Consider the following 21,552-nt stretch of genomic DNA (forward strand, 5'->3'; position numbering starts at 1 on the left):
TTCTTTCCTCACTTTATAATCTTCTTTGCTTTTACAATAATAAAAGGTTAGTGCTATCGTCAACACTAACCGATTAATTCTTCAACAGATGAAGTTGTTCGTTTTTCAGTAAAATACGCATAGAGTAATTCATTTTCATCCAATGTGTAATGTTCTTTATATTTTCCATGGACGATAATAGAGTGCTTATACCCTCTACGAAATTTTGTGAATATCTTATATAAATGATCTTCTGATTGCACTTCAATAGGTGCAATCTTTTCAATTCCTCTTTTGTTCCCATAATAACGTTCCAATAAAAAACGCATAAAGGCATACTGTCTTTGTTTCCACTCTTGATATAACGACACCGCTAAAAATATGAGTAGTACCCACATCATAATATTGTTACTATTCCAAAGTAACTGCCACACTAGTATTACACTAAAAAAAACACATGATAATTTCATCATCTTTTCATGTGCTTGTAAATAAGGAAAACGATATGATAATACGTTAAACAATACTTTTCCACCGTCAAGCGGCCAAATAGGTAGTAAATTAAATGCTAAAATAATTATATTATTCCATATAAAGAAATAATATAAATCCGCACCCAGCCAACCAGCTTCAAACACTATATAACCTACCACCATCATCCAAATATGTTGTATAGGCCCTGCAATTACAACAACAAGTTCCTCTTTCAATGACTTATTCCCGTGTTCCTCAAGCTCAGCCACACCACCAAACGGTAAAAGTTGAATCTTTTTAATACGCCAATTGTAGTGTGCCGCCGCAAAGGCATGCCCAAGTTCATGGATAAGAACGATACAAAATAACAGTAGTAACTCTTTAAAACGTGCCGTAAAAATACCAATGACAATAATAACCCAAAACAACGGATGCACTGAAATCTTCGTTAAAACTTCTCTATATTTAATCAAATGAAATCACCTGAATCGGGTCAATAAATTTTTCATTCTTTTTTATCGCGAAATAAAACTTACCATTTTTATTATTTGCATCATTATTCACCGTTCCAATTTTTTGTTTCTTTGAAACGTAATCATATAATTTCACTGTCATGTCATTTAAATTCGCATACCACGATTCTGTTCCATCTGCATGCTGAATTTGAACCGTATTACCAAGTTCCTCTTTCTTACCTGCAAAAACAACTAGCCCTTCATTCACTGACTCAACAGTTGCATTTGTAGCTGTTTGAACAAATACACCTTGGCCATTTTTTTGAAACCCTTGCATTACCTTTCCAGAAGCAGGGATGGCATAATCTTTTTGCTGAATCGTTCCTTCTTTTTTCTCAGTAGGTGAATAAAATACGAGTGGTTTTCCAAACTGCTTTTCGTACCATTTCGCTACAGTAGCAAACTGAAATTCTTCTTTCATCACTTTTTCTGTAACAGCTTTCGCACCGTCAAAAGAAGAGGGTGCATTCTTATATAAAATAGCGACAGAAAGAACTAATATTGCTGATAACAAAACTTTGAAGAAAAATACTTCTTTTCGAAATAAAGGATGAATTTCCTTTTCTCCATCTTCAATAAATACTGTTTCACTATCAAAATTCCCTCCAGCAAAATACTGCTCTTCCTCCATCCTTTCTTGCTCTGCCTTCCTTTTCGCAATCCGTTTTTTAATTTCTTCTACACGTCTATTCTTCATACTGTCTCCTTTCTTTCGTTAAGCTAATTTACATAGAAACAGTTGTATACAGTTTGTACATATGTATGAGCTAGGAAAGGAAGATATTCGTGTGAAGAAAAAAGAAAGCACTTCGCATATGCGCGAAGTGCCTTTAACGGATTCCAAAGAAGTTTTTCATCTTTGTAAATACCGATACCTTTTCTTGTCCAAATGCTTGCAATGGTACATTCTCACCCAACAAGCGTCTTGCAATATTACGATAAGCTAACGCTGCTTTTCCGCTCGGTTGCAACGCTACAGGTTCACCTGTATTTGTAGCACGAATAACTTCATCATCATCTTCGACAACACCAAGAAGCTCGATTGACAATGTACGTACGATTTCATCAACATCTAACATATCCTGTTCATGAAGCATATGACTACGCACACGGTTAATAACAAGTTTCGGTGGTTCAATATCCTCTTTTTCTAAAAGCCCGATAATACGATCCGCATCGCGCATTGAGGATACTTCTGGCGTCGTAACAACGATTGCTTTATCCGCACCAGCTACCGCGTTTTTAAATCCCTGCTCAATCCCCGCAGGACAATCAATTAATATGTAATCATAATCTTGACGTAATACTTGTATTAATTCATCCATTTGTTCAGGTGTTACCGCTGATTTATCACTCGTTTGTGCTGCAGGTAATAAATAAAGATCATCAAAACGTTTATCTTTAATAAGAGCCTGAGGTAAACGGCAACGCCCTTCAACGACATCAACAAGATCAAATACAATACGATTTTCCAGCCCCATTACTACGTCTAAGTTTCGAAGACCGATATCTGTGTCAATTAAGCACACTTTCTTTCCAGATAACGCCAGGGCTGTACCAATGTTCGCAGACGTTGTAGTTTTACCTACTCCGCCTTTTCCAGATGTAATTACTATTGCCTCTCCCACAGCTATACAATTCCCCTTTCTAACTTTGTTAAATTAGGTCTAAGATGAGTGAGAAGTTGCAGTCGATCGACAACAATGTGATTGTTCTCATTAATATACGCACATTCTGCCGCCTCCGCTCCGTCTTCTTTCTCTTCCGGAGCCCGCATTGCCACATCACTAATTCGAAGTTGCATCGGGTTCATATCAGATGCAGCGATTACAGCATCCGAATCCCCATAATACCCAGCATGCGCAATTCCTCTTAATGATCCTACGACAAAAATATTCCCCCCAGCGATAACCGTTCCGCCTGGATTAACATCTCCAATTAACAATAAATTTCCTTTTACATGTAAAACTTGTCCAGAGCGAACAATTTTGGAAATAGGGACAATTTCTGTTTCTTCTTTCCAAGCTATTGCTTCTGCTTTCGTTATAACATCACTTTCAATTGAATCCACAACAAGATTCTTTTTATTACGAATTAACGTACGAATCTCTTCTTGTTGGACTTCTGTTAAATAACGATTTCCCACTTTCACATGCACTTCAATTAAAGAGCGCCCATCACCATCATAGTAATGTGTAGAAAGCTTTTCATCCAGTTCCTCCAGTAATTCAGAGAATGAACAACAATCATCTAAATGAAGCGTTATTCCGTCTTTTGTCCCTTTTATTGTTACATTTTGTTGCTTTTTTTCTTCCACTAAAGTTCACCCCACCGATTCAATTCGACATAAAATTAGAAAATCCTTTTTTCTTTTTCTTCCATCGCTTTTGAAAGACGCACTAAATATCGTCTCAGTGGGAAACAAACTATCAATAAGAAAATTGCATTTAGCAATAAAGTAGACAGGAGACGATCTGTGAAAAAGACATACGCTGACATATGAGTACGTCCTAACAAAGTTAAAAATCCATACACATAATACTCTAGTGCTACAATACTAGCTAGTACAATAGAAGCAACAATAAATAAATTCAATTGTAGTATCTTCATCACACTATAAACTAAATAAGCTAAAATCGGATACGCAAATATATATATACCGACAAGTTCTGTGTATACGGTATCAAATAAGAAACCAAATAAGAGTCCGTAATAAATCCCTTGGACCGGACTATAGTACACAGTAATAAAACATAACACAATTATAAAGAAATGAGGTGCTGCTATACTGTCTTTCCAAAAAACCTCTGTTGGAACAATAGTAGCAAACATATTTTCAAATAGAAAAACAAAAAGGAGCAAAAGAGGAAGAGCTGCTCTTTTTAGAATCTTCATCATCTCTTCTCCCCCTCCTATTCTAATGGCGCTGAAGGCGTTGCACGTTTAGCAACCATAATATGCTCTACGTCATTCAAGTCAGCGGCCGGTTTTACATAAGCTGTTTTTGTTAAGCCGTATGGATCTGGCTGAACATCAACGATTGTTCCAATTACAAGACCTTTCGGGAAAATATCACCAAGTCCAGATGTTACTACTAGTTGATCTTTTTTCACGTCTGCATCAGAGCCGATCTTTGTGAAAAGAAGTAAGTGCTTTTCTTTGTCGTAACCTTCAATCAATCCGAAGATTTTCTCATCACCTTGTACGATAGCAGAAACACGATTTGTTCGGCTCATAGAACTTAGCAACTCTACTGATGATGTAAACTGAGATACACTTTTCACTCGTCCAACTAAACCTTGTGAAGTTACTACAGCCATATCTTTTTTAATTCCTTGCTGTGCTCCTTTATCAATTCCGATTAAATCGTACCATTTATCTGGATTACGAGAAACAACAGTAGATGGAATTTCAGTATATTGGCTATTCAACTCTTTTTTACCCGTTAACTCTTGTAACTTCTTGTTATCATCTTCTAATTGTTTTACTTTCCCTGATAGACCTGCATAATTATCTAATTTTGCTTTTAATTCTTTATTCTCTTCATACGTGCGCTTTACATCCTCTACATTTTCGAAGAATCCAGCTACGTATTTCGCTGGCTTTTGGAATACACGTTCTACAACACCGACAGTGTCTTTAACAAACTGCTCTGGCCATGTTAAACTGTTCCGTTCTTTCAATGAGATTCCAATCAATGCCACGAGAAGAATAATACTAACTAACAAAACAATTAATCTTTTGTTTAAGAAAAACTGTGGCACGTTCACACCCTCTTAATTTCATTGATTTTTATTTTGCAATATTATCGAGCAGCAGTTTTGAAAAGATCGATATTGTCTAATGCTTTACCTGTTCCAATTGCTACGCAATCTAATGGATCTTCTGCAACAAGGACTGGCATATTTGTTTCTTCACTAATCACTTTATCTAAGTTACGTAGTAATGCTCCGCCACCTGTTAATACGATACCACGGTCCATGATGTCTGCCGCTAATTCAGGTGGAGTTTTCTCTAACGTATTTTTAACAGATTCTACAATTGCATCTACTGTATCTTTTAATGCATCTGCAATTTCTTCTGGTTGAATTAGTACTGTTTTTGGTAAACCACTTACTAAATCACGACCACGAATTTCCATAGGCTCAATACCTTCTGGCTCGCCTGCAGAACCGATTTCTAATTTCAATGCTTCAGCTGTTCTTTCACCAATCATTAAGTTGTAGCTTTTCTTAATGTACTGAATGATTGAATCGTCCATATCATCACCAGCAACACGAACTGATTGACTTGTTACAATACCACCTAAAGAAATAATTGCAACTTCTGTTGTACCGCCACCGATATCAACAACCATGCTACCAGTTGGTTCCCAAACAGGTAAGTTTGCACCAATTGCTGCTGCAAATGGTTCTTCAATTGGATAAGCGTCACGAGCACCAGCTTGACGAGTCGCGTCAATTACTGCACGTCTTTCGACAGCTGTAATACCAGATGGTACACATACCATTACGTATGGTTTACGTGAGAAAAATCCATTTGATTTTTGAGCTTGTTGAATGTAATATTTCATCATTGTTGCTGTCGTTTCGTAATCAGCAATTACACCGTCTTTCATCGGGCGAAGTGCCACAACGTTTCCTGGTGTACGACCAATCATTTGTTTTGCATCGCTACCTACAGCAACGATTTGTTTCGTATCAGTTTGTAACGCTACTACTGAAGGTTCACGTAAAACTACACCTTTTCCTTTTACATATACAAGCGTGTTCGCAGTTCCTAAATCTATTCCAAGATCGCGAGTAAATCCACCAAATCCAAACATATTATTTATCTTCCTTTCTTGTTTTCACGGACTCATTTTTTCTTAATTTATATTATAAAAACAGTACGTTTTTTATATCTTTATCCTTTTTGTAGATAAATTTCTACAAAAAACTCATAAATCACATTATAAAACAAAATAAGTAAAAAGCATAGTCTTAAATATGACCTTTTTCCTTTAAACTCACGAATTTATGGTCGCCTATTATAATATGGTCAAGCACTTCAATTCCGATAATTCGGCCGCATTCTACTAAGCGTTTTGTTACTTCAATATCTTCTCGGCTCGGCGTGGGGTCTCCTGAGGGATGGTTATGAAGACATATGATAGAGGCTGCTGCACGGCGGAACGCTTCTTTAAATACTTCCCTTGGATGTACAATTGATGTGTTTAAGCTTCCAATGAAAATTGTTTGCCTATGTATAACTTGATTTTTTGTATTTAAATATAAACATACAAAATGCTCCTGCTGCAGGAAACGCATTTCTTCCATCATATATCTCGCGCAATCTTCTGGGCTTCGAATGCTATATCTATTTTGATATTCTAAACGCACCATTCTTCTACCGAGTTCAAAAGCAGCTATAAGCTGGGTTGCCTTCGCAACCCCAACACCATGTATACTGACAAGCTCTTCTAACGTTGCATCTTTCAACATACGTAAACCGTCAAAGTGATGTAAAATTTTATCTGATAACTTTAAAACTGTTTCTTCTTTAGAACCTGTTCTGAGTAACACTGCAAGAAGCTCCCGATTCGATAAACTTCCAGCTCCTTCTAACAATAAACGCTCCCGTGGCTGTTCTTCTTTGACAACATCACGAATACCGTTCATTTCTCCACCCCTTTTATTTGTTCTCTCAAAGAAAATCCCATGCAATTTTACGCATGGGTTACATCAATATTGAATTGTTTTAATTCCCGAACAAGACGGGAAATTGGTAACCCGACTACACTATAGTAGTCCCCTTGAATATGTTGAACAAAAATAGACCCTTTACCTTGAATCCCATAACTTCCTGCTTTATCAAGAGGCTCTTTCGATGCAACATATGCGTCAATTTCTTCTTCTGTTAATTCCCAAAACGTAACTTCTGTACGCTCGTAAAAAGTGACTGTTTTGTCTTTCGCTATAATTGCAACACCCGTATACACCTCATGTGTTTTCCCTGATAATAATTGCAACATTTCTTTCGCCTCAGCCTCATTAGAAGGCTTTCCAAGTATACGCGACTCATATGTAACAATTGTGTCTGCACCTAACACAATGTGATCACTATTCGTTTCTGCTACCGCAGATGCTTTTTGCAAAGCAAGTGACATAACAATATCAGAAGGTGAGGAATACGCACCAATCTTTTCTTCTACTTCACTTACAATAATTTCAAATGGCACACCAGCTAACTCAAGTAATTCCTTCCTGCGAGGTGACCCTGAAGCTAAAATAATTTTTTTCATATTTTCTCCTTCCTTTCTCACATGAAGCAGACTCATTTACAACAATCGTATCAAAGGAATAGTTTGTCCACAAATGAAAGAAATATTATCTTCTCTATATAAAATAATACCTCTTTACTAACATACAATTATATTTCTGCCATAGAGAAAGCACTTTACTATAAATTCAAAAGAAAAGAAAGAAGTACCTACACTTCTTCCCTCATCATTTCATTATCCTATTATTTCGCCTTTTGTGAAACAATTTTTTCATACGAAAGCATACCATCAATAATAACTTGATTTAGTTTCGCCAAAGATTCCTTATCATCTTTTCCGTCCTTCACTGTTTGCACAGCTACTGACGTATACATATACAATTTCTTCGCTTCTTCTTGCTTCATACTTTTCCCTTCTTTTTCAATCGCTTTCCACTCTTTTTCAATCGCCCCTATATCTTTCGCATTACTTTTTCCACTAGCTTGTACGCTGGAAGCATATTTTGCTAAATGAGTATATAATGGCTGTACTTTTGTTAAAAATGCCCCAACTTCTTTATCATCTTTAAGTAACGCTTTATCTGTTATATCCCAGTTCTTTTTCAATACGGAGACATTATCATTTTTATACTGCGTCATTAATTGATTTATGCCTTGTTCATCGCTAGCAATACCAACAACTAATGCATACTTATCACCGCTCGATTTTAAAGCTGCAACGCCTCCATTACCTTTCCACTCTTCAAGAGCGGCCTGTCCCTTTTCTTCGGAAGAATAAATCCCTCCTTGCACAAAAAATAATTTCATTGGATCTAATGACGTTCCTGTCTGTGCTTTTTGTTTTTCCTCTTTTGGTGCCGGTGTTTGTTCTGCCGTTCCGCCCACCTTTGATTCTTCATTTCGCATCTGCTTCGAAGCTGTTACTTCGCTTCCCCCTGTCGCACCTTGTCCTTTAAGTAACTGTAGCATTCCCATCCCAAAAGCCGTACCAATAACAATCGCAGTGGCAACGATTGCAATTAACGTATTGCTCCACTTCTTTCGTTTTTTTTCCTTAGACACCAATTTCGCTTTTTGAAACGGAACAACGTTTTTCGGTCTTTCACTTTCTACTACCATCCATTCAAATTCATCTTTCTTCTTCTCCTCATACTTCGCTTCTGTTCCATTCACTTTCACTGAGATCGTTCGTGATTGCTTGTCCATACACTCACACCTCACCTCTTATCGTTGTCCGCATCATATCATATTCATTTCACAAAAAAACGAGATATTTGTCAGAGGAATTCGCCAAATAACCCTATATATTTATCTTATATGTATGCATTTGACTTCATTTGTAGAACAAAAAAACTAGATAGCAAAGACTATCTAGTTTTTCTCGCGAATATATTTTCGAACTTCCGAAATGAAATAAAGAGAACCTGTTATGATAAAAACATCATTTTCTCCAATCATTTCAACCTTCGTATCAATTGCCTCTTTCCAATTTTCAAAAACTAGTTTTGACTCTTTCTTTGAATACGATGCAAGCTTGTCAGCAGAAATAGCACGATCAAAGGCGAATGTTGTAAAAATAATTTCATCGGCAATGGTTTCTAATTGATCTACCATATTATGCAATTGTTTATCACCTAGGGCAGTAAATAAAACTATTACATTTTTATCTTTGTAATGTGATTCTACTGTTTTCACAAGACTTTCGATACCTTCTGGGTTATGGGCACCATCTATAATAATATCTGGATTGCTTTGCAGTTTTTCAAATCGACCAATCCAATACGCTTCCTGTAATCCAGTTCTTATTTCTACTTCCTCAATTAAAAATGATAAGTATGTTTTGACATACATGACTGCCATAAGTGCAAGTGCTGCGTTTCCTACTTGGTGAACACCTTTCATTGAGATTCGCACATCTTCAAAAGTGGCGAAAGGACAAGTGAAATCGAACCGTTCTCCATCTTCGCCAGACTGTTTATGTAACGCTGTAAAATGCTTGCCCATCTCGTATAAGTTTGCATGATTTTCCTTTGCAACTTTTTGAATGACTTGCAATGCTTCCTCATCTTGTACACCAGTAATAACCGGAACACCAGACTTAATAATCCCCGCCTTTTCATATGCAATTTCTCCTAGTGTATTCCCTAAAATATGCATATGATCGTGGCCGATATTTGTAATAATCGTGAGAACAGGATGAATAACATTCGTAGAATCAAAGCGCCCTCCAAGCCCTGTTTCAAATAAAACAACATCACAGAAATTAACTTTACCGAAATAACAAATTGCCATAACAGTAATAATTTCAAACTCAGTCGCTTCCCCTAAATCCGTCCCATCTAGTTTTTCAACGACTGGCTTTACCATCTTTACAAGTTCAGTAATCTCTTCATCTGCAATTGGTGTCCCGTTCACACTAATACGTTCGTTAAATGTTTCAATATATGGAGAGGTAAATGTTCCTACCTTATATTTTGCATCTTCTAACATGTAGCGCATATATGTTAACGTTGAACCTTTTCCATTTGTACCAGCAAGATGAACACATTTTATGTGACGCTCTGGATTTCCGAGCTCTTCTAGCATCCATTTCATTCTTTCTAATCCCGGTTTAATACCAAACTTCAATCGGCTATGAATCCACCCTATCGCTTCTTCGTATGTATGTATCACGTATGCTTTCCCCTTTCAAAAGACAACCTTCATACCCCTATTATACGCAAAGAAAAGAGACTCACCAATATAGTGAGCCTCTAAAAAATATTTTACTTTTCAAGATCTGCTAGACGTTGGCGAACTGCTTCACGTTTTTCTAGGTAGTCTTGCTCTTTCGCACGCTCTCCATCAATAACTGCTGCAGGAGCTTTCGCTACGAAACCTTGGTTTGAAAGTTTCTTCTGTACACGTTCTACTTCTTTGTCGAACTTCTCAAATTCTTTCTCAAGACGTGCTCTCTCTTCATCAAGATTGATAAGATCAGCTAACGGTAAGAATAACTCTGCACCTGATACGATTGCAGTCATTGCTTTTTCTGGTGCTTGTAAATCCGTTTGAATTATTAATTCGCTTGGGTTACAGAAACGCTCAATGTAAGAGCTGTTTTTCGTAAGTTGAGCAAGTACAGCCTCATCTTTTGCTTTAATTTGCATTTGAACTTTTTTGCTCATTGGCGTATTAACTTCTGCACGGATGTTACGAACAGAGCGAATGATATCAACTAGAAGGTGCATTTCTGCCGCAGCTTCTGTATCTTGTAAATCTTCACGAACTGTTGGCCATGCTGCTACTGTAATAGATTCGCCTTCATGCGGTAAATGCTGCCAAATCTTCTCTGTTACGAATGGCATGAATGGGTGTAATAGACGCATTGTTTGGTCTAATACGTAAGCTAAAATAGAACGAGTTGTTTTCTTAGCTGCTTCATCTTCACCGTATAGTGGAAGTTTCGCCATTTCAATGTACCAGTCACAGAAATCGTCCCAAATGAAGTTGTATAATGAACGACCAGCTTCACCGAACTCATATTTATCCATGTTACGCGTTACGCTTTCGATTGTTTCGTTTAAGCGAGTTAAAATCCACTTATCCGCAACTGATTTTTCACCAGTTAAATCGATTTCTTCATACTTCATATCATCCATGTTCATTAATACGAAACGTGATGCGTTCCAAATTTTATTAATGAAGTTCCAAGTAGACTCTACTTTTTCCATACTGAAACGTAAATCTTGACCTGGTGCGCTTCCTGTTGATAAGAAATAGCGCATTGCATCTGCACCGTACTTCTCGATAACATCCATTGGATCAATACCGTTACCAAGAGATTTACTCATTTTACGTCCTTGCTCATCACGAACTAAACCGTGAATTAATACATCTTTAAATGGACGCTCGCCTGTAAACTCTAAACCTTGGAAAATCATACGAGATACCCAGAAGAAGATGATGTCATACCCCGTTACTAATGCATCTGTTGAATAATAACGTTTAAAGTCTGCTGAATCTTCATCCGGCCAGCCAAGTGTTGAGAACGGCCATAACGCTGAACTGAACCATGTATCAAGTACGTCGTTATCTTGATTCCAGTTTTCAATATCTGCTGGTGCATCTGTACCTACGTATACTTCACCAGTTTCTTTATGATACCAAGCTGGAATACGGTGTCCCCACCATAATTGACGAGAAATACACCAGTCGTGAATGTTTTCCATCCAGCGTAAGTATGTGTTTTCAAAACGTTCTGGTACGAACGTTACTTTCTCTTCTTCTTTTTGTTGAAGCTCTACTGCCTTCTCAGCAAGTGGAGCCATTTTTACGAACCATTGTGTTGATAAGTAAGGCTCAACAACTGCACCACTACGCTCACTATGACCTACTGAATGCATATGAGGCTCGATTTCTACTAATACGCCCGCTTCTTGTAAGTCCTTCACTAACGCTTTACGGCATTCGAAACGATCCATACCGTTATACTTACCAGCTTTTTCGTTCATTGATCCATCTTCGTTCATTACTAAGATACGTGGTAAGTCATGACGGTTACCTACTTCAAAGTCATTCGGGTCATGAGCTGGTGTAATTTTTACAACGCCTGTTCCGAAATCTTTTTCTACGTACTCATCAGCAATAATCGGAATCTCACGGCCTACGATTGGAAGTGTAACTGTTTTCCCGATTAAATGTTTGTAACGATCGTCTTCTGGATGAACTGCTACTGCTGTATCACCAAGCATCGTTTCTGGACGAGTAGTAGCAAGACGAATATGACCAGAACCATCTGTTAACGGATAGTTCATATGGTAGAATGCACCTTGAACTTCTTTATGAATTACTTCAATATCAGAAAGAGCTGTGCGTGTTGCTGGGTCCCAGTTGATAATATATTCACCGCGGTAAATTAAGCCTTTTTCGTATAATTGAACGAATACTTTATTAACCGCATCAGATAAACCTTCGTCTAATGTGAAACGTTCACGAGAATAGTCTAATCCTAAACCAACTTTCCCCCATTGTTGACGAATGTGAGACGCGTATTCCTCTTTCCATTCCCAAGCTTTTTCAAGGAATTTCTCACGGCCAAGATCGTAACGTGAAATACCTTCTTCACGAAGTTTCCCTTCTACTTTTGCTTGTGTTGCGATACCCGCATGGTCCATTCCTGGAAGCCATAATACATCGTAACCTTGCATACGCTTCGTACGAGTTAAAATATCTTGAAGAGTTGTATCCCAAGCATGACCTAAGTGTAACTTACCAGTTACGTTCGGAGGTGGAATTACAATTGTGTATGGTTGTTTCTTCTCATCTCCTGTTGCTTCGAAATATTTGCCTTCAAGCCACCATTGATAAAGGCCTTCTTCAACGGACATATGATCATATTTAGTTGGTAAATTCTTTTCCGTGTTTGACATTATTTTCCCTCCTTAAAATAAAAAATGCCCCTCATCCAAAAAGGACGAGGGACATCGCGGTACCACCTTTATTTACAAACAAATTCAGGAATTTGCTTATACTCTTAATTTGATAACGGACAAATCCGTCTTTTCCTAATGAGAACTATTCCGTTCAGAAAAGATGCTCCAGGGCTACCTTCTAACATAACTATCTAGAGAATCTCCCAGCTAATGATTCTCCTCTCTGAAGACGTTTCTTGTTATACTCTTCCCCTTCAAGGCATTTATATGATTGTTAATTATTATATACAATAGTGTAAAAAACGAAACCCTATTCGTCAAGATAAATTTAATACTACGGCTTTTTGGGCAAAAAAAGAAGATAAGTAGCATCCTCTACTTATCTTCTTTCTCCCGCTATTTGCGGGCAGTAAGACCCCATCACTTTATCCGCTCCCTTGCTGAGCAGCTTGTAATTGCGAAAGGAAATATTCTATATTGCTAACGAGCCAATGCGATTGTTGTAAGCTCTTTACTCCGAGCAGTTCATTTTCCTCATTGCGACTCTCTCTTCTTTTCTTATAAGACTGGATTTGCCGAATAAATTGCGATGGATACGTCATATATGCAAACATGAGTAGTTGCTCTTCTTTCGTAAAAGGGAAATTTTTTTGGTACATTTGATACCATTCAAACCGATCACTTCGCGCAATTGGATACGTATTTAAAGACCGAGAATAAAACCCTACTATATCTTGCACCGGTGTGGCAAACTTAGATTTTTCTAAACTAATAAAATAGCCATTCCGTTCATAATCAAATAAGAAATGATTAAGCGATACGTTACCATGTACAAAAGTAATACGTGTTTTTTCTTTTTCTTTCATCGCATCGTTCCACTCAGTTAATTGCTTCATTGCAAACTCACGCGCCCTCATTACATGATGATAGTACGTACAATATTGCAATTCAAACGGAGACATATACCACTTCGCTTCAGATTCTACGAGAAACTCTTCTAACATCTCACCATCATTCTCCCAGCGATCGGATATATTTGTATAATGTTTTTCTAAATCTTCTTCTGTATACGTTTCTTCTTTCACCGTTTTTTGATGTAACGTCCCGAGAGTTTGAAACATTTTATGGTATTGATCATTATCCTCGCCGTTGCCTTCCGCACGTTCTAACCAAGGCATTAAATAATAATTATACGTCCCGTCACTTAAAATATAATTTCCATCCGTCGCATGGTATATAGGTACATAATTTGAAAAACCGTTCTCCTTCAAATATTGAATATGGTGCAAAAAGTTATTCCTCTCTAACTTCCCGTCTTCTATTTTCTTGAGCGCATACGGACCTTGATTCGTGTAAATTTTCGTTACACTTCCGTGCTCTTCCATATGCTGTGTATCCAATCTATATTGCCTTACAATGGGTTCATAGCGATTTCGTAATTCAATATCCATACGAATAACCCTTTCTATTCAAAACATTGCCTTTAGGAAAATAAGTGAGTGAAAACACTCACTTATTTCGCTTTTGCCCTTGAAACAGGAATATAAATAATTTGTCCCGCAGTTAAATATATATCTTCTGTTTGATTGACACGATATAAGTTTTGTACAGACGTTTCATAACGGTCTGCAACAGATTCGATTGTATCCCCTTCTTGCACGAAATACATTCTTAACTTTGTAAATTCTTCTTCCGGTTCTTTCGTAAATATTTTCGTTAAATAAAGTGCATTTTCATCTCGCTGTGAATACGTTTCTTCTTCTTGCTCTTCTTGTTTTTTCGCTTTTTCTTTCTTGAAATCTTTTCTTCCGAACAATTCAAATTGTGGCGTTGATTCTTTCTCCTCTTCACGCTCCACAAATTCATGTTCTTCTATTTCCTCTTCCTCTACTTCCTGCTCTTTTCTTTCCTCTAGTTGAAACGGTTCAAATGCGTAATCTTCCCACTCATCTGATTCCTTATAGACTGGTTCTTCTACGTGCATGGCGGGTCTATTTTCATCTTCTTGTGCGGAATCAGCCTCTAACTCAGCATACGCTGTTTCTTCCTCTTCATCCTCGATCCTTTCTTCATCACATAAACCAGTGATAGATATATCCGCTAATAATTGTAAGCAACCATTTTCCTTTAATTCATAATCAAATTCCTCAATAGATACATATAGTTCTTCAATTACTTTCACACGGTTTCTCGGAATTGATATTTCAAGCGGAAAGGAATGAACAAGTTCATTAACCCCATCTTCCCTTGTTTCTACATAATCAATCGACTTCGCTGGCGATAAATCTCTTAATGAATAAGCCGAATCATCTTGCCGCGCAACATACTCTCCCGTTAAATCTAATTGCCCTCTCACGATAACTTCATGATCAAGCTCTTCTATCTCAACGTCTGGATCTAACGAAATTGACAAAAGTTCTTCGACTTCCTGTCCTTTTTGGAACCAAACAGATTCTTTTAATGAAAAACGTAATGAATGATCTGTTGCCACTTCTTTTCCCCCTCCCAAACTATATGTCATTACAGATTTATGTATGGAAAGCTGACTTTATGAATAAAAAAAATCGCTCCCCTTATGGAGAGCGATTTTCTTTCAACAATTAAGCTTTTAATTTTGATATTGCAATTTCAGCTGCTGCAATCGTCGCTTCAATATCTGCATCACTATGTGCTGTCGATAAGAATAGACCTTCGAATTGAGATGGTGGCAAGAATACACCTTGTTCTACCATTTCACGATAGTAAGCCGCAAAGAATTCTAAGTTTGAAGATTTTGCTGCATCGTAATTAATAACTTGTTCATCTGTAAAGAAGATACCAATCATAGAACCCGCACGGTTAATATGATGCGGAATGCCATGTTTTTCAGCCGCTTTACGTAAGCCAGCTTCTAACATTTCAGCTTTACGCTCAAATTCTACATATGATTCTGGCGTTAACTGTACTAACGTTTCATAACCTGCTGCCATTGCAAGTGGGTTACCTGATAAAGTACCTGCTTGGTAAATCGGTCCGCTCGGTGCAACTTGGCGCATAATTTCTGCTTTACCACCGTATGCTCCTACTGGTAAGCCACCACCGATTACTTTACCTAAACAAGTTAAATCAGGTGTTACACCGTAATAACCTTGTCCGCAATTATAAGCAACTCGGAATCCTGTCATGACTTCATCAAAAATAAGCAATGCACCATTTTGCTCTGTTACTTCACGAAGACCTTCTAAAAATCCTGGTTGCGGAGGAACAACACCCATATTTCCTGCTACTGGTTCTACAATTATACAAGCAATATCATCACCAAATTGTTCGAAAGCGTATTTCACACTTTCTAAATCGTTATACGCTACGGTAATCGTATTTTTCGCTACACCTTCTGGTACACCTGGGCTATCTGGTAAACCTAGCGTCGCCACACCAGAACCCGCTTTAATTAATAACGAATCACCATGACCGTGGTAACAACCGATGAATTTCAAAATTTTATTACGTCCTGTATAACCACGAGCTAAACGTAGCGCACTCATTGTCGCTTCTGTTCCAGAGTTAACCATACGTACAATCTCAATTGATGGTACGCGCTCAATAACAAGTTTCGCTAATTTATTCTCAATTTCCGTTGGGGCACCGAAGCTTGTTCCTCTTTCAGCAACAGATTTTAAAGCTTCAACAACACGATCATTCGCATGACCATGAATTAAAGGACCCCATGATAATACGTAATCGATGTATTCATTTCCATCGATATCATATACTTTAGAGCCTTTTCCGCTCTCCATAAACAACGGATTCATACCAACAGACTTAAAAGCACGAACGGGGCTATTTACGCCACCAGGCATTAAATCTTGCGCCTCTTCAAACGCCGCAATCGACTTATCAAACTTTTTCATTATTTAGCGCCTCCTTCTTGTAACCATCTTGCTGCATCTTTAGCATGATACGTAATAATTAAATCTGCTCCTGCACGTTTCATGCTAATTAATTTTTCAAGTACAACTTCTTTTTCATTAATCCAACCATTTTGCGCTGCTGCTTTAATCATCGAATATTCACCACTTACGTTATAAGCAACGACTGGTAAATTAAAGTTATTTTTCACATCACGAACGATATCTAAGTAAGAAAGAGCTGGCTTTACAATTAAGAAATCTGCCCCTTCCATTACATCTGATTCTGCTTCACGGAATGCTTCCATACGGTTCGCTGGATCCATTTGATATGTTTTACGATCACCAAATTGCGGAGCACCGTGCGCCGCATCACGGAATGGTCCGTAAAATGCTGATGAATATTTCACAGCGTACGACATTACTGGTACGTGTCCAAAACCATTTTCATCTAATGCATGGCGAATTGCTGTTACGAATCCGTCCATCATGTTTGATGGCGCAATAATGTCCGCTCCTGCTTTCGCTTGGCTTACAGCTGTTTTCGCAAGAACTGCAAGAGACTCGTCATTTAAAATAATACCATCTTCAATTACACCGCAATGACCATGGCTTGTGAATTGACATAAACATGTATCTGCAACTACTACTAGCTCAGGGAATTCACCTTTAATTTGCTTAATTGCACGTTGCACAATTCCATGATCACAATATGCTGATGATCCAACTTCATCTTTTTCAGCAGGTAAACCAAATACAATAACAGAACGAATACCTAAATCAACAACCTCTTGCATTTCAGCTTGCAATAAATCTAAAGATATTTGATATACGCCTGGCATAGAAGGCACTTCATTACGAACATTTTCTCCTTCTAATACAAAAATAGGGTAAATAAAATCTTCCGTATGTAAAAACGTTTCACGCACAAGCGCACGCATATTACCGCTTTGTCTTAAGCGACGATGACGATTAAATTGTAAAGAGTTCATAGATTTCTATCCCCATTCTTTTATTTTATAGATTCACAAATGCATTGTAGTAATGCTTCTACAGTGTACTCTTTCGGCATAATAACATGTGGAAAATAAAGGATCGCCTCTTTTTCCGTAATAGGCCCTATACAAGCAATTGTACAGTTTTTTGTCCATTCTCTCCAGTTTGTACCCTCAAGTAAACGAACAAAACTAGTAACAGTTGAAGGGCTTGTAAATGTAATAATGTCTACTTTCCCTACTTCTAACGCTACTATAAGCTCTTGCCTTTTCCCTACATTCTCTTTCGTACCATATACGATTAGCTCATCTAGAGAAACACCAATTTCGCGAAGTGCAACTGGAATTACATCTCTTGCTAAATTCCCTTTCGGAAATAAAATGCACTCGTTTCCACTTAGTCTTTTTACAAACTCTTCTGCAAATACTTCTGCAACAAATGCAGTTGGAACGAAGTCCACTTGATAGCCCCGCTTTTCTAACTCTAACCTTGTTTTCACGCCTACTGCAGCAATTTTAGTCTTTGCGGGTAGCTTCTTTCTCAAACTATCTAGAAAAAAAGCTACTCCATTTTTACTCGTAAAAATAACCCAGTCATACGAATGCAGGTGCCCTGCTATATGTTGAATTTGCCTATGAGACATACCTTCCATACGCAAAAGCGGAATTTCCAATGGAATTCCGCTCTTTTCTTTCACCGCTACACTCATTTGTTTCGCTTGATGCTGGGCACGTGTAATTAATACCGTTTTGCCAGCGAGAGCGTTCATATTTATTGTTGCCCCTTATTTGCAGCAAGAATGAGTTCTTTGGCGCCTTGTTTAATTAAACGGTCCGCAGCCTCTAATCCTACTTCCTCTGGATTAGTTCCTACTACTATCTCTTTCAATAAAATAGAACCGTCCATAGAACCGACAAGAGCTGTTAATTCGATTGCATCATTTTCTGTAAGAGTTGCATATCCAGCGATCGGAACTTGGCAGCCACCTTCAAGTTTATGAAGAAATACTCGTTCTGCCGCCACTGTTCTTTCTGTTACTGCATCATTCATATGCGCTAACAACTGTAGTAAATCCTTATCATCCTCACGGCATTCAATCGCTAATGCACCTTGTCCTACAGCAGGTACACATAACGTCTCATCTAAATGTTCTGTAATAACTTCATTATCCCAGCCCATTCTTTGTAATCCAGCTGTTGCTAAAATGATTGCATCGTAATCCTCTTCTTGTAATTTACGTAAACGTGTATCGATATTTCCTCGAATCCACTTCACTTGTAAATCTGGTCTCGCAGCTAATAATTGTGCACTGCGTCTTAAACTACTCGTACCTAAAATAGCGCCTTCTGCTAACTCTTTAAACGCTGCTCCGCTTTTTGAGATAAAAGCATCACGAGGGTCAACACGCTTCGGTGTACAACCAATCATTAATCCTTCTGGAAGTACGGCCGGCATATCTTTCATACTATGTACAGCCATATCAATTTCTTTCGTAAGTAACGCATGTTCAATCTCTTTAACAAACAAGCCTTTTCCGCCTACTTTTGAAAGAGTAACATCTAAAATAACATCACCTTTTGTGACGATTTCTTTCACTTCAAATTCATATGGTAAACCTAGTGCTTTTAACTGATCAATAAACCAGTTTGTTTGCGTTAATGCTAATTTACTCTTTCGTGACCCTACAATAATTTTGCGCATAATTCTCTCTCCTCATTATAAATACCAAAAGTGGAAGTTGGATAAACTGCTTAATAGAAAAATATTGATTAGCATTACGAGAAATGCTCCGATGTTCCACTGCACGATTTTCTTCCCTTGCAACACATCTGCCACTCGTAAATATAGGCCAGCACAATATACAAATAGAACGACAAAAGACCCAATCACTTTCGTATCATACCAATGGAAATTGTCCAATTTCGTATATCCCCATATGCATCCTAATAAAATAGCTAATAAGAAAAATGGAACAGAAAATAAATTTAATCCGTAAGACATCGATTCTAGCTTCGGTAAATTCCCTAACCTTCTTAATCTCGCATTCCATTTTTTCTTTTTTAATAGGCGATATTGCAATAAATACATAATAGAAAAAATGAACGATACAGTAAAAGTTGCATAAGAAATAATAGCCATACCGACATGTACATATACAAGTTCTGAAACTAATTGCTCTGCCAGTACCGGCGACATCTTTCCGAGCGGTGTAAAAATAGAAAAAGCGCTTACGCCAAATGCGACAACATTTGTAAAAAAGACTAGAAAGTCAATTCTCATAAATCGATTAATGACTAACGACATCGTAATCAATAGCCAAACATAAAAATAAATCCCTGATAATAAAGTTAATATAGGGTTCGTTTCTGAATCTGTAGCCCTAAGTAACATAAAGATAGACTGCAGAACCCATACAATCGAAAGTAACCAAAAAGCTAATCGGTTCGCCTTTCGGTTACTTTGGAAATAATCTATAAAATATAAACTAATGCTACAAGCATATAAAATAATTGCAATATGATAAATAATACTGTTATTTAAAAAACTCATCCGATCATCCTTCCAAATTATAAAGATGGAACGGATGGTGTCCACGCTCTTTTATGTTCTACTTCTTCCGCACAACTCTCTACATCTTCCATTTCTAAGTCGAAAATCTTTGCAAATAACGCTAATTTTTCGTCTGCTCCCTCTTCAGCAGCAATTTCTTTCGCTACTAAAATTGGGTCTTTTAATAATTGATTAATAATACTTTTCGTATGCTTACTAATTACTTTTCTCTCACGATCACTAAGATTCGGTATTTTTCGTTCCAAGCTTTCCATCGTTTCACTTTGGATAGCAAGTGCCTTATCACGAAGAGCTGCTATTAACGGAACAACACCAAGTGTACTTAACCACGTTTTAAATAAAACAATTTCCTCTTCAATCATAAATTGAATTTTCTCTGCTTCTTTCAAACGCTCAGCACGATTTGCTTCCACTACTCCTTGCAAATCATCAATGTCATATAAGAAAGAACCTTCTAGTTCATCAATCGCTGGATCAATATCACGTGGCACTGCAATATCCACCATAAATAACGGACGACCAGAGCGCATTTTCTCTACCTTTGTCATCATCTCTTTCGTAATGACATATTCAGATGCACCAGTTGAACTAATTAAAATATCTGCTTCTAATAATGCACATTGCAATTCACTTAAAGGCTTTGCATGTCCCATATATTTCTCAGCCATTACTTCCGCTTTCGTAAACGTCCTATTCATGACGGTTACTTTTCGAGCACCGCTTCCATATAAGTTTTGCAGTGCCAGCTCACCCATCTTACCAGCACCAAGAATAAGCACATGACAATCTGTTAACTCACCAAATATTTTCTTTCCGAGCTCAACAGCAGCATAGCTAACAGACATCGCACTTTCACCAATCGTCGTTTCTGAGTGCGCACGTTTCGCTAACGTAACCACCTGCTTAAACAACTCATTAAAAATTGTGCCTGTCGCTTTTACTTGTTGCGCTTCTAAAAAGCTATCTTTTATTTGGCCTAAAATCTGTGTTTCTCCAACTACCATAGAATCTAAACCGCACGTCACGCGGAATAAATGATCTATTGCACCGTCTTGTTCAAAAATGGTTAAATATGGTGCGACTTCTTCTATTTCAAGCTGAAACCAATCAGCTAAAAACTTCTTAATATAATACCGTCCCGTGTGTAATTGATCGACAACAGCGTAAATCTCAGTGCGATTACAAGTTGATACAATGACATTCTCTAACACGCTCTTTTGATTTTGTAATGTAGTCATTGCTTGCTCTAGCTCTGCTGCCTGAAATGTGAGTTTCTCACGAAATTCTACAGGGGCTGTTCGATAATTTACACTAACAACAAGAATATGCACGCAGCATGTCCCCCTTCACCCGTTTTATCACTTTATCTACTATCATAATACAACTTTCCTCTTATGAATCTGACAATCGTGTGAACAACCGATTATTTTTTATTTATTCTCCGTATGTAATAAA

20 protein-coding genes and 1 other annotated feature are annotated in these 21,552 nt (G+C 37.6%); all 20 genes read right to left on the bottom strand.

Translation table 11 applies throughout. The features are described from left to right. Positions 1-65: 65 nt before the first annotated feature. Positions 66-926: a stage IV sporulation intramembrane metalloprotease SpoIVFB gene (gene spoIVFB, locus GFJ36_RS22990; protein WP_000599080.1), complete on the bottom strand. Its 861-nt coding sequence runs from the start codon at positions 924-926 to the stop codon at positions 66-68. Next, positions 919-1,665, bottom strand: a complete 747-nt coding sequence (gene spoIVFA, locus GFJ36_RS22995) for a stage IV sporulation protein SpoIVFA (protein WP_097889237.1) — start codon at positions 1,663-1,665, stop codon at positions 919-921. Before spoIVFA ends, spoIVFB begins: the two co-directional genes overlap by 8 nt. Before the next feature lie 133 nt (positions 1,666-1,798). Next, positions 1,799-2,596, bottom strand: coding sequence for a septum site-determining protein MinD (gene minD, locus GFJ36_RS23000; protein WP_000503312.1), 798 nt, complete (start codon positions 2,594-2,596; stop codon positions 1,799-1,801). 2 nt (positions 2,597-2,598) lie between these two features. Further along, positions 2,599-3,285 carry a septum site-determining protein MinC gene (gene minC / locus GFJ36_RS23005; protein ID WP_000391511.1) on the bottom strand — a complete coding sequence of 229 codons (687 nt, stop codon included), beginning with the start codon at positions 3,283-3,285 and terminating at the stop codon, positions 2,599-2,601. A 35-nt stretch (positions 3,286-3,320) separates the two neighbouring features. Then, on the bottom strand, positions 3,321-3,866 hold the full coding sequence (gene mreD, locus GFJ36_RS23010; RefSeq protein WP_000975757.1) for a rod shape-determining protein MreD: 546 nt from the start codon (positions 3,864-3,866) through the stop codon (positions 3,321-3,323). Between the two features lie 14 nt (positions 3,867-3,880). Further along, positions 3,881-4,732 carry a rod shape-determining protein MreC gene (gene mreC / locus GFJ36_RS23015; RefSeq protein ID WP_088064479.1) on the bottom strand — a complete coding sequence of 284 codons (852 nt, stop codon included), beginning with the start codon at positions 4,730-4,732 and terminating at the stop codon, positions 3,881-3,883. Between the two features lie 41 nt (positions 4,733-4,773). Continuing rightward, complete coding sequence (gene mreB, locus GFJ36_RS23020) at positions 4,774-5,793, bottom strand: cell shape-determining protein MreB (protein ID WP_000466737.1); 1,020 nt, start codon at positions 5,791-5,793, stop codon at positions 4,774-4,776. Positions 5,794-5,950: 157 nt separating this feature from the next. Continuing rightward, positions 5,951-6,628 carry a DNA repair protein RadC gene (gene radC, locus GFJ36_RS23025; protein WP_087957065.1) on the bottom strand — a complete coding sequence of 226 codons (678 nt, stop codon included), beginning with the start codon at positions 6,626-6,628 and terminating at the stop codon, positions 5,951-5,953. Positions 6,629-6,675: 47 nt separating this feature from the next. Continuing rightward, complete coding sequence (locus GFJ36_RS23030; RefSeq protein ID WP_097889236.1) at positions 6,676-7,251, bottom strand: Maf family protein; 576 nt, start codon at positions 7,249-7,251, stop codon at positions 6,676-6,678. Between the two features lie 221 nt (positions 7,252-7,472). Then, the gene (locus GFJ36_RS23035; RefSeq protein ID WP_088064507.1) at positions 7,473-8,435 is read right to left on the bottom strand and encodes a stage II sporulation protein B; all 963 of its coding nucleotides are present in this window, start codon (positions 8,433-8,435) and stop codon (positions 7,473-7,475) included. A gap of 165 nt (positions 8,436-8,600) precedes the next feature. Further along, the gene (locus GFJ36_RS23040; protein ID WP_088609688.1) at positions 8,601-9,902 is read right to left on the bottom strand and encodes a bifunctional folylpolyglutamate synthase/dihydrofolate synthase; all 1,302 of its coding nucleotides are present in this window, start codon (positions 9,900-9,902) and stop codon (positions 8,601-8,603) included. 92 nt (positions 9,903-9,994) lie between these two features. After that, on the bottom strand, positions 9,995-12,640 hold the full coding sequence (locus tag GFJ36_RS23045) for a valine--tRNA ligase (RefSeq protein ID WP_000072220.1): 2,646 nt from the start codon (positions 12,638-12,640) through the stop codon (positions 9,995-9,997). Between the two features lie 37 nt (positions 12,641-12,677). Then, positions 12,678-12,910, bottom strand: a binding site (T-box leader). Between the two features lie 158 nt (positions 12,911-13,068). Further along, positions 13,069-14,094: a spore coat protein YsxE gene (gene ysxE / locus GFJ36_RS23050; RefSeq protein ID WP_088064510.1), complete on the bottom strand. Its 1,026-nt coding sequence runs from the start codon at positions 14,092-14,094 to the stop codon at positions 13,069-13,071. A 62-nt stretch (positions 14,095-14,156) separates the two neighbouring features. Then, entirely contained in the window at positions 14,157-15,134 is a 978-nt protein-coding gene (gene spoVID, locus GFJ36_RS23055; RefSeq protein ID WP_048541357.1) for a stage VI sporulation protein D, read from the bottom strand. A gap of 109 nt (positions 15,135-15,243) precedes the next feature. Continuing rightward, entirely contained in the window at positions 15,244-16,533 is a 1,290-nt protein-coding gene (hemL, locus tag GFJ36_RS23060) for a glutamate-1-semialdehyde 2,1-aminomutase (RefSeq protein WP_097889235.1), read from the bottom strand. After that, positions 16,533-17,522 (bottom strand): porphobilinogen synthase, encoded by a 990-nt coding sequence (gene hemB, locus GFJ36_RS23065; protein WP_088064512.1) that lies wholly within the window; start codon positions 17,520-17,522, stop codon positions 16,533-16,535. The genes hemL and hemB overlap by 1 nt, the downstream gene beginning before the upstream one ends. Before the next feature lie 20 nt (positions 17,523-17,542). Beyond that, positions 17,543-18,295, bottom strand: a complete 753-nt coding sequence (hemD, locus tag GFJ36_RS23070; RefSeq protein ID WP_088064513.1) for a uroporphyrinogen-III synthase — start codon at positions 18,293-18,295, stop codon at positions 17,543-17,545. Between the two features lie 2 nt (positions 18,296-18,297). After that, complete coding sequence (gene hemC / locus GFJ36_RS23075) at positions 18,298-19,227, bottom strand: hydroxymethylbilane synthase (protein ID WP_088609691.1); 930 nt, start codon at positions 19,225-19,227, stop codon at positions 18,298-18,300. A gap of 15 nt (positions 19,228-19,242) precedes the next feature. Then, positions 19,243-20,076 carry a cytochrome c biogenesis protein gene (locus GFJ36_RS23080; protein WP_097889234.1) on the bottom strand — a complete coding sequence of 278 codons (834 nt, stop codon included), beginning with the start codon at positions 20,074-20,076 and terminating at the stop codon, positions 19,243-19,245. Positions 20,077-20,093: 17 nt separating this feature from the next. After that, the gene (gene hemA / locus GFJ36_RS23085; RefSeq protein WP_000547847.1) at positions 20,094-21,428 is read right to left on the bottom strand and encodes a glutamyl-tRNA reductase; all 1,335 of its coding nucleotides are present in this window, start codon (positions 21,426-21,428) and stop codon (positions 20,094-20,096) included. Between the last annotated feature and the right edge of the window lie 124 nt (positions 21,429-21,552).

Source organism: Bacillus sp. EE-W1 (assembly GCF_009760835.1).
GTDB lineage: Bacteria > Bacillota > Bacilli > Bacillales > Bacillaceae_G > Bacillus_A > Bacillus_A wiedmannii.